The organism is Candidatus Solincola tengchongensis (assembly GCF_015711935.1).
Classification (GTDB): domain Bacteria; phylum Actinomycetota; class Geothermincolia; order Geothermincolales; family RBG-13-55-18; genus Solincola_A; species Solincola_A tengchongensis.
This window is the reverse complement of record NZ_JACVJJ010000038.1, coordinates 1-9,006: the sequence shown is the minus strand read 5'-3', so window position 1 is coordinate 9,006 and position 9,006 is coordinate 1. Positions and strand designations below refer to the sequence as shown.

Sequence of the window (9,006 nt, the reverse complement as noted above, 5' to 3'; positions counted from 1 at the left end):
AGGTCCATCCAGCTCGAATATCAGCCCGACCATCCTCTTCTTTATCTCTTCTACCCCCTTCTCTTCTGCGTCCTGACTTAGCATGATTTGCTCAGCAAGAGAGATCTCCCATTTCTTCCTCGTGTTTATTGCCTGCATATCCAGGATGACAGGGTGATTTCTCTACACTCTCGAACCCTAAAAGCGGCTGCCTAAAAGACATGGCATGGAAGCTTTCTCCCGGTCCGGCCCTCTTCGCGCCTGGAAGTCGAGGGGGCATCCATACCCTCGAAAGGGAACTCTTTTAAGGCCGAGTTCAGTCCGCTTAAGCGAAAGACCATACCCTTGACATGTGCTGGTTGACTCGTGTTATCTTCTTCTCCGGGAAATCCAAGGTGGCGGGAAGCCATCGGAAACAGGACGAAAAGCCTTAGAAGGCGGAAACCTCGAATTTAGTGACCACGAAGGTCGAGGGCCTTCGTGGTTTCTTTTTCGGCCACAAGAACAGCATATCATGCCAAGGGAGGTGAGGGGAGCGCATGGAAACCATAGAGATCCCACCGGAAACGGCATTTTCCGCCCGTGAAACAGCCCGTGAAATAAACGCCATGCGAAAGCTCCTTCCCGACAAAACCGTTGGCCGGCACCTTGACAAGCCACACGAGGTCGCCGGGGGCCAGGTCCTCATCATAACGGAGACGGACCAGAGGTACGGGGACAACCTCCACGGGCGGCACGCAAGAACCTCGGGAGAGAAGACGAAAGGGTTTCTCCCTGAGGATAATACTTCGACACCCATCGAACGGGCGTCGCCTGCCGAGGTCGCTCCGGCAGCTTCCTCGCAAGCCAGTTTAAGGCCCCGTGAAGGGCTCCCCGGCCTTCTTATCGACGAGGCCGGGACACGGGCCGAGACGCATGCGCTCCTTATACGGGAGTTCTTCAATCGTCGAGCCGCAGACTGGGATCTCACCCAGGATCACGCGACCACAGAACGCAGCCGCGATCTAATTCTTTCGCTGGGGATAGAGCGCGGTTCAAGCGTGCTGGACGCGGGCTGCGGCACCGGGATCCTCCTGCCTTATCTGTTGGAAGCGGTGGGAGACGAGGGTAGCGTATGCGCTTTGGACGTGGCCGAGGAGATGCTGAAGACGGCCCGCGCCAAGCTGCAGCGGCCCAATCTGCAGTACCTGCATGCGGACATCGTCGCGATGCCCTTCCTGGAGGAGAGCTTTGACTTGGTGATCTGCCATAACTGCTTCCCCCACGTGGCGGACAAGGAGGGGGCGATCGGCGAGATGTACCGAGTACTCCGGGCGGGTGGACGCGTGGTCATCTCCCATACCGAGGGGCGGGAAGCGGTGAACGCCCGCCACCTGCACCTGGGAGGAGCGGTGGGCGGCGACCTCCTGCCCGAGGAGGCGACCATGCGGCGGTGGCTCCAGGAGGCGGGATTCGAGGTACTGGAGTTCCGCGACGGCGAGGAAGGTTATCTCCTCGAGGCGCGCAAGCCGGAGGGAGCGGCTTCACGAACGGCGAGGAAGTGGGGTGAGCGCGGAGGTTCCTCGCAGTAAGGACGCCTTGAGCACATGGAATAAGAAATTCGTTCCCGGCCCCCCGATCGACTTCTCAGAGAACGCGGGCTGCGCAATGGCGCGGCAGTGGAAACCGTGTCTGAAAGCAGCCGAGGTCATGCGAAAAAGGTATCGCGGTGGGGTCCGGTCCCAAACGCTCAACACATGGCGCGCTATAAAAGGAGAATCCATGCAAGCCAAGGGGCCGGAAAAGAGGTCCGGCCCGAACCGGGAGGTGAGAGCGTTGCCCAAAGTGCTGGTCTCAGGAAGGGGAGGAAGCGGGAAGAGCACCCTGGTGAGTCTTATGTCCAGGAGCCTCTCTAAACGAGGCCCTGTACTGGTCGTGGACGCAGATGAGTCCAACCTCGGACTTCCCTCCATGCTTGGCGTCGACCCGCCCACCCGTTCGGTTATGGACTGGCTGGGCGGAAAGGGAGCGGTACGAGAAAAACTGTTCGCCGCCCTGCGTGGAGAAGGCCGGGAAAGCCCGTGTTTCTTCGAATCGCCGGTGACCCTGATCTCGCTTCCCCGAGATTGCCTTTCATCTTATGGCAACATTTACCTGGTCAGAATCGGGAAGATAGAGCACAGCATGGAGGGCTGCGCCTGCCCCATGGGCGCGCTGGCCCGCGGCTTCCTCAAAAGCCTGTGGGTGGATTCCAGCGAATGGGTTCTCGTGGACACCGAGGCGGGAATCGAGCATTTCGGCCGTGGCGTCCTCGAAGGGGTGGATACCGTGCTCCTGGTGGTGGACCCCTCGCGGGAGGCGGTTATCCTGGCCGAAAAGGCGGCGCGCTTATGCCGGGAGGCGGACAAGCCCTTCCTCGTGGTGGGCAACAGAGTAGACACCGGTTCGGAGCCCATTCTCCAGGACATGCTCCTCTCCGCCGGGTTGCACACCGCCGCCTCGTTCCCCTATTCGCCGGACATCGCTCAGTCCAACCTGGAGGGATCCCACCTGGGAGAGTTGGGAGAGGAGGAGACGCTCCGGGAGCTGATCTCCAAAATGGAGGCTGTCGCTACCCGATGATGCCATATGAACCTGAAACCAGGCTCAACGCCGAAAACCGGGGAGACGTGGAGGACAGCTGGCTTCCAGGGACAAATCTGGAAGACCGGGATGAATAGCCGCATACGACCAAAATGCACTCGTCCGCGGGAGGGGCAACCACATAAAGCCGGTAAGCACTCAACGGTGAAAACAACCAGGCCGGCAGGCCACCTGCGTGCAAATGGAGATGCGAGGTACGGACCAAAGGTTCAAGACAAACGGTCAAAGGAGGGCAAGAAAATGAAAAGTAGAACCATGGCTTTGGCAGCAGCAACGCTTTTGTTGGTTCTAGCCCTTTCCTCGATGGGATGCGGCGGAAATGGACCCGCGACTACCGATGCGGGCACCAGGACTTTCACCGACCTCGCGGGTAGGAGCGTGGAGGTGAGCGTTCCGGCGGAGAGGGTGGCAGCCATCGGTCCCGGCGCGCTGCGCCTAGTCTGCTATTGCGGGGCCGCGGGGCAGGTGGTGGGCATCGAGAACATGGAAAAGCAATGGAGCACAGGAAGGCCATACATCATGGCCCATCCGGAACTTCTGGAGTTGCCGGTAATCGGACAGGGCGGGGCTGATTCGTCTCCCGACCCCGAGAAGCTGATAGACGTGGACCCGGATGTCATCTTCGTGGCCTACCTGGCGGATGCGGCCAAGGCGGACGAACTGCAGCGGCAAACGGGGATCCCGGTGGTGGTCCTGAGCTACGGGAAGCTGGGTACCTTCGACGAGGAACTCTTGGAATCCATCCAGCTGGTGGGCGAGATCACCGGAAATCGAGAACGTGCAGAAAAGGTGGTGGACTTCATCGAGGGATGCCAGGACGACCTGCGCGCGCGAACGGAAAACATCCCCGCAGACGGGAAGCCGAGGGTTTACGTGGGCGGCATCGGGTTCAAGGGGACACACGGCATAGAGAGCACCCAGGCCGGCTTCCCTCCCCTTACTGCCATAGGCGCGGTCAACGTGGCCGACGAGACGGGGCAGAAGGGAAGCGTGATGATCGACAAGGAGAAGCTTTTGGCCTGGGATCCGGACATAATCTTCATCGACGAGGGCGGCCTGGCCATGGTAAAGGAAGACTACGGCAAGAACCCGGGTTACTACCAGACCCTACGCGCCTTCCGGGAGGGCCGGATTTACGGTTACCTTCCGTATAACTACTACACCACCAACGTGGACACGGCCCTCGCGGACGCCTATTACATGGGAAAGGTCATCTTCCCCAGCGCATTCGAGGACGTGAGCCCGGAGGAAAAAGCTGACGAGATATACGAATTCCTGCTGGGCAGACCACTTTATGAGGACATGGCCCGGGAATTCGGCGGCTTCGTTCCTGTGAGACTCGGCGGGTGAGCCGGAGCCACTCCAATAAGGCGAGGTGTGTGGGGAGATCATAACCGGAAAGGGCACGAAGTGAGGTGACGGCGCGGCATGGAGGAAAACGTCGCCGTCTCGGCGACCGACGCCTACCGGGTATACGCGAGGAGGAAGACTCTCGTCATCACGCTGCTGGCGCTGGGCGTGGCGGGGCTCGCCGTGCTTGCCATGGGTCTCGGCTCGGCGGGCCTCTCCCCTCTGCAGGTCATACGCGCCATCCTGGGCAGGGCCGACGCGACCGTCTCCCGCATAGTGCTCCACATACGCCTGCCGCGCGTCCTCGCCGCCCTCCTGGCCGGCGCGGCCCTGTCCCTCTCCGGCTGCGTGATGCAGAACCTACTGGTCAATCCCCTGGCCTCCGATTACACCCTGGGCATATCCCAGGGAGCCGCCTTCGGGGCTGCGGTGGCCATCGTGGCCTTTGGGGCAGGCTCCACGCAGAGCACCACTGTGGACGCGGTGTGGATCAACAATCCTTACGTGGTCACCCTCTTCGCCTTCCTGGGGGCCATCCTCACCACCCTTATCGTCCTGGGCATGGCCCGGGCAAGGGGAATGACCCCGGAGGCCATGATCCTCGCCGGTATCGCCATGGGCGCTCTCTTCTCCGCCGGGACCATAGTCACCCAGTATTTCGCCAGCGATGTGCAGGTCGCCTCCATAGTCTTCTGGACCTTCGGGGACCTGGGCAGGTCTTCATGGAAGGAATTGGCAATCATCGCCGGCGTGACTCTCCCCGTGAGCGCTTTCTTCGTCGCTCAACGCTGGAGCCTCAACGCCATGGCCGCTGGGGATGAAACCGCCAGGACTCTGGGGGTGAACGTGACCCGCCTGCGCCTGTCGGGAATGTTCCTGGCCGCTCTGCTTGCCGCGGTGTGCGTTGCCTTCCTGGGGATCATCGCCTTCGTGGGCCTGGTGGCGCCCCACCTCATGCGCCGCCTCATCGGGGGCGACTACCGTTTCCTCGTTCCGGGTTCGGCGGTGGCGGGAGCGTTCCTCCTCCTGGCCGCGGACACGGTGGGGCGCAACGTCGTCGCTCCGGTGGTCCTTCCCGTGGGAGCCATAACCTCCTTCATGGGCGCGCCCCTCTTCATCTACCTGCTGGTGCGGGGATATCGGAGGTGAGAGGCGGTTATGGGATTACGAAGTCGACTGGCGGCAAAGAGTGTCGGCGGATTCCACCACGGCATGATGAAAGAGGGAATATTGACCTCTCCCGGATGCCGGCGGCAGGACAGGGTGGCCGCGAAGTGGTGCGGCTCGCTGTCATCGCAGACGGAGACGGGGACCAGCACCACGCATGGCGGACCGACCTTGGAGGTGGAGGGGGTCTCGTTCTCTTACCCCCAGGCGGACGTCCTCCGCCGGGTGAGCTTCACCTTACGGGAGGGAGAGGTGTGTTCTGTCCTGGGCAACAACGGAGCGGGAAAGAGCACCCTGCTGAAATGCCTGCTCCGCCTGCTCAAACCCCGAGAGGGAGTCGTGATCTTGGACGGGGAGCCACTGCACCGGCTCAGGAATTCGGAGCTGGCCAGGAAAGCAAGCTATGTTCCGCAACGTTCCGACGGATACCAAAGGCTGACGGTCTTCGACGCCGTCCTCCTGGGAAGGAAACCGCACGTTCGCTGGGGGGTGGAAGCGAAGGACCTGAAGGTGGTGGATGCAGTCCTCCACCGCCTGGACCTCGTCCACCTCTCTCTCCGCTACACGGACGAGCTAAGCGGTGGAGAGCTGCAAAAAGTGATCATCGCTCGCGCCCTGGCCCAGGAACCTCGCGTACTGCTCCTGGACGAGCCGACCAACAACCTGGACCTCCGCAACCAGACGGAGGTCATGGAGATCCTGCGAGCGGAAGCCGACCACCGCGGCATATCCGTCCTGGTGGCCATCCACGACCTCAACCTGGCCCTGCGTTATTCGGACCGATTCATCGTCCTCAAGGAAGGTTCCGTGGTGAGATGGGGGGGACCGGAAGTCATCGACCCGGACACCATACGGGAAGCTTACGGGGTGGAAGCGAGGGTGGAAAGGATCGGGGGCCGTACCATAGTCATACCCGAGGGTTGCTGCTGCAGGTAAAGGTGCCGGGATGAGAAGGAATGGGATGGGTCCGGCATGACCTTGAGCCTCATCGCAAGACAATCCATCCAGGATAGGGGCTATGGACACCACACGAACTTATGGTGATGTGACGAGGTGAAGGATATGGAAGACGCGGATATGCTCTTGAGACCTATCGGCGTAGTCCATTCGCCTTACCTGGAAATGGACCAGGCCCCCTTCCAGGGGCGCATGTCCTCGGCCGAGAGCGTGGTGGAGGTCTTCGAGGAATACGTGGACGGCCTAAAGGACGTCGAGGCCGCAAGCCACCTTTACATCCTCTATTGGGCTCACCGCGCCTCCCGTGAGATCCTCCAGAACGTCACCCCCTGGGGCCCCGAGGCGCGGGGGGTGTTTGCCTGCCGCTCGCCCTCCCGGCCCAACCCGATCAACCTCTGCGTGGTGGAGCTTGTGCGCCGGGAGGACAACAGGTTGACGGTACGCGGCCTGGATGCCCTGGAGGGAAGCCTGGTGGTGGACATCAAGCCCTACAGCGGGTACATCGACGCGGTACCGGAGGCGCGCATCGCTTGGTTCGAGGCCTCCTTCCGACGACGGTTGGAATAATGCCCGCCCCATCCGTTACGGGAGACCTTCGACCTCTCACATTATGTATTGGGCCAGGCCCACCATAAAGGCCAAGGTTGTAAAGCCGGCAAGAGATCCGGCATCTCCCAAAAACGCGCTCGTCTTCTCTTTCCTCTACACCAGCCCGCTCCGATCGTTAAGGGGTCGTTTTCCCCGGAGCTTCCCCCTTGAATTCCGTATCGGCGCAGGGAAAAAGCGATCAGCCGAAGGCCTCCAAGGTTGCTCCCCGGAAAAGAACGTTGGGTAAGATTGTAATCCTCCGCGGCTTACACAAGGGCTGTCTCCGTACCCTGAAAGGTTCTGGCATCTGAATCTAACGCCACCCGCGGGCGGTGATGAGGAAAAGCAGGTACTCCTCGGGAATGTTCAATTCCGCAGCCTTGCGGCCCGCTTCCGATGAGAAAAGCAAAATAGGGAGATGATAGAATGTATGTATGTGTAGGAGGTATGGCGATGATACCTGATAGGAAATTACAGCTAAAAGATACGAGAAAATGCAAAGTGAGCTAACCCGGGCAGTGAGAGTATTGCGAGAGATGGGAGCCGAGATGATCGTGCTCATCGGCTCCCTGGCACGTGAGCAAGTCAATCCTTTCGGTGACGTCGATCTTGTGGTGGTGATGCGCACGGAAAAACGATTTCTCGACCGCCTGCAAGAAGTGTACGGCAGAATCCAGCCCAGAGTGGCCATGGACATATTGGTATACACGCCGGAGGAGTTCGAGGAATTGAGGGACTCGAGCCCGTTCCTCTCCCACGCGCTGAAAGGAGGAAGGGTCCTTTATGCTGCTTGATCCGGGCAGAGAATACCGGCGCTGGCTGGAACAGGCGCGTTCCGACCTGGACGATGCCGAGTTCAGCGCAAACGGCGGGAGGTTCAATTTGGCCTGTTTCCTCGCCCAGCAGGCGGAAAAAGCGCTGAAGGCATATTTATATCTCGTGGGGAATCAGGTCGTTTGGGGACATTCGGTGGCCGAGCTTGTGGACGACGCCAAGCAATACGATCCCATGTTCAGGGACTTAAGGGAAAAGGGGGCTTTCCTGGACCGTTTTTTACCTTCCCACACGTTACCCAAACGGTCTGCCCGGCGGCATCCCCAGGGATGCCTTCACCGCCAAGGACGCCGGCGAGGCCACGTCCGCGGCGCGCGAGATAATAGATTTCGTCTCCGCAAGGAGCAGACCCTGAACCCGCCTACAACCCGCTTTATATACCATATTATACCATTCAAACAACAGCACGGTTCTTATATGCCGTTGCTTTATTTGCTCATGTAATCATGCCAGCCTGGAAGCAAAAACGCCGCGTCTTTCGGGCCGATTTCCTTAAGACTTCGCCTGCCGGTTTCCTACACGGAACGCTCGTCGCCTCAACTTACTTGTCGCTTTTCGCCCTAAAAGGTATTGGACATGACGTTCATTGGCGGCGAGAACTTGTGGCTTGAAGCGGTGCCCTCGCTGTGTAGCTTCGATTTACCGTTGTCGCATTACTTATCCCGTCTTCGATTCTTGTCCATCGCAGCCGATAACCTTGAGAGTCCAGGACCCGGGGATTAGCGAGCCTTTACTGCCTATGCCCGCTTTCTACCGCCTTTTCTTTTTGTTCCTTCAGCGCCTTATCGTGTGCTTCCCTTATGCGTGTCTTTGCTTCCATCGTTCCCCGGTCAAGGCCGACCTTATGGCCTCCTTCTGGGAGTATGCCATCCCCATTCCCTTTCCGTCCCTCCCGCTCTCAAACTTTCACATCCTCTCCTCAGGTTGACCCGCCGCCTCTCTTTTCCGGGTACAGTCTCGAAGGAGTCACGGGCACAGGAAAGGGAACGCCATGCATGGTACGCAGTCTACCGTGCCTTCACGCTCCCGCTCCATTTCGGGTAACGTGAGGCGTAGTTCCCGCCTTTTGTCGCATAGCCGATGGGGTCGTTGGTCCATACGGAGGAGGGTCTTTATGCTGCCCCTCCCATTCCTTCATCCGCTCCGCCGTTGCACCCTCCTCCGGCTCGCGGACCTCCTTTCCTCAGGGGGTGTGCCCGATGGAGTCGTGGGCCCAGGAGAAGGAAAGCGGAGATGGCCCGCGGTCCTTCCTCGCTCCCCCGTTCCCGTCCGTCTTCCTGGTGTTCACGACAAATATGCTCCCTCCTCAAGGGGTGTGCCCGATGGAGTCGTGGGCCCAGGAGAAGTTGGGGCCGTACATGGCCCGCTCGCAGACCACGGGTTTCGTGGAGGTCACCTTGGTGGAGACGTCCCCGGTGTCCGGGACCAGGGCGTTGAGGAGGAAGGTGGTCCTCTTTCCCCCTCCGAGGTCCACCTCGGGGCCGGAGACCTCGCCCGAGCCGGTCTGGA

Annotated in this window: 9 protein-coding genes; 8 read left to right on the top strand and 1 reads right to left on the bottom strand. The window is 60.3% G+C overall.

Annotated features, from left to right (window positions below; genetic code table 11):
- Nucleotides 1-518: 518 nt before the first annotated feature.
- The 8 genes from H7007_RS02695 (at nt 519) to H7007_RS13655 (ending at nt 7,941) form a co-directional block, all read left to right on the top strand.
- The gene (locus H7007_RS02695) at nt 519-1,550 is read left to right on the top strand and encodes a class I SAM-dependent methyltransferase (protein WP_350340611.1); all 1,032 of its coding nucleotides are present in this window, start codon (nt 519-521) and stop codon (nt 1,548-1,550) included.
- A 190-nt stretch (nt 1,551-1,740) separates the two neighbouring features.
- Nucleotides 1,741-2,580: an ATP-binding protein gene (locus H7007_RS02690; RefSeq protein ID WP_287152951.1), complete on the top strand. Its 840-nt coding sequence runs from the start codon at nt 1,741-1,743 to the stop codon at nt 2,578-2,580.
- Between the two features lie 276 nt (nt 2,581-2,856).
- Nucleotides 2,857-3,951, top strand: a complete 1,095-nt coding sequence (locus H7007_RS02685; RefSeq protein WP_502754844.1) for an iron ABC transporter substrate-binding protein — start codon at nt 2,857-2,859, stop codon at nt 3,949-3,951.
- Nucleotides 3,952-4,029: 78 nt separating this feature from the next.
- A complete protein-coding gene (locus tag H7007_RS02680) occupies nt 4,030-5,100 on the top strand; it encodes a FecCD family ABC transporter permease (protein ID WP_287152949.1) in 1,071 nt (356 codons plus the stop codon).
- 9 nt (nt 5,101-5,109) lie between these two features.
- A complete protein-coding gene (locus tag H7007_RS02675; protein ID WP_287152948.1) occupies nt 5,110-6,054 on the top strand; it encodes an ABC transporter ATP-binding protein in 945 nt (314 codons plus the stop codon).
- A 141-nt stretch (nt 6,055-6,195) separates the two neighbouring features.
- The gene (tsaA, locus tag H7007_RS02670) at nt 6,196-6,642 is read left to right on the top strand and encodes a tRNA (N6-threonylcarbamoyladenosine(37)-N6)-methyltransferase TrmO (protein WP_350340612.1); all 447 of its coding nucleotides are present in this window, start codon (nt 6,196-6,198) and stop codon (nt 6,640-6,642) included.
- Between the two features lie 515 nt (nt 6,643-7,157).
- Nucleotides 7,158-7,457 carry a nucleotidyltransferase domain-containing protein gene (locus tag H7007_RS02665; protein WP_350340610.1) on the top strand — a complete coding sequence of 100 codons (300 nt, stop codon included), beginning with the start codon at nt 7,158-7,160 and terminating at the stop codon, nt 7,455-7,457.
- The gene (locus H7007_RS13655; protein WP_350340609.1) at nt 7,447-7,941 is read left to right on the top strand and encodes a HEPN domain-containing protein; all 495 of its coding nucleotides are present in this window, start codon (nt 7,447-7,449) and stop codon (nt 7,939-7,941) included. The genes H7007_RS02665 and H7007_RS13655 overlap by 11 nt, the downstream gene beginning before the upstream one ends.
- A gap of 862 nt (nt 7,942-8,803) precedes the next feature.
- On the opposite strand, the gene H7007_RS02660 is transcribed toward H7007_RS13655, so the two are convergent.
- Nucleotides 8,804-9,006: hypothetical protein (locus H7007_RS02660; RefSeq protein WP_287152946.1), on the bottom strand; the 203-nt coding region annotated here is incomplete at its 5' end.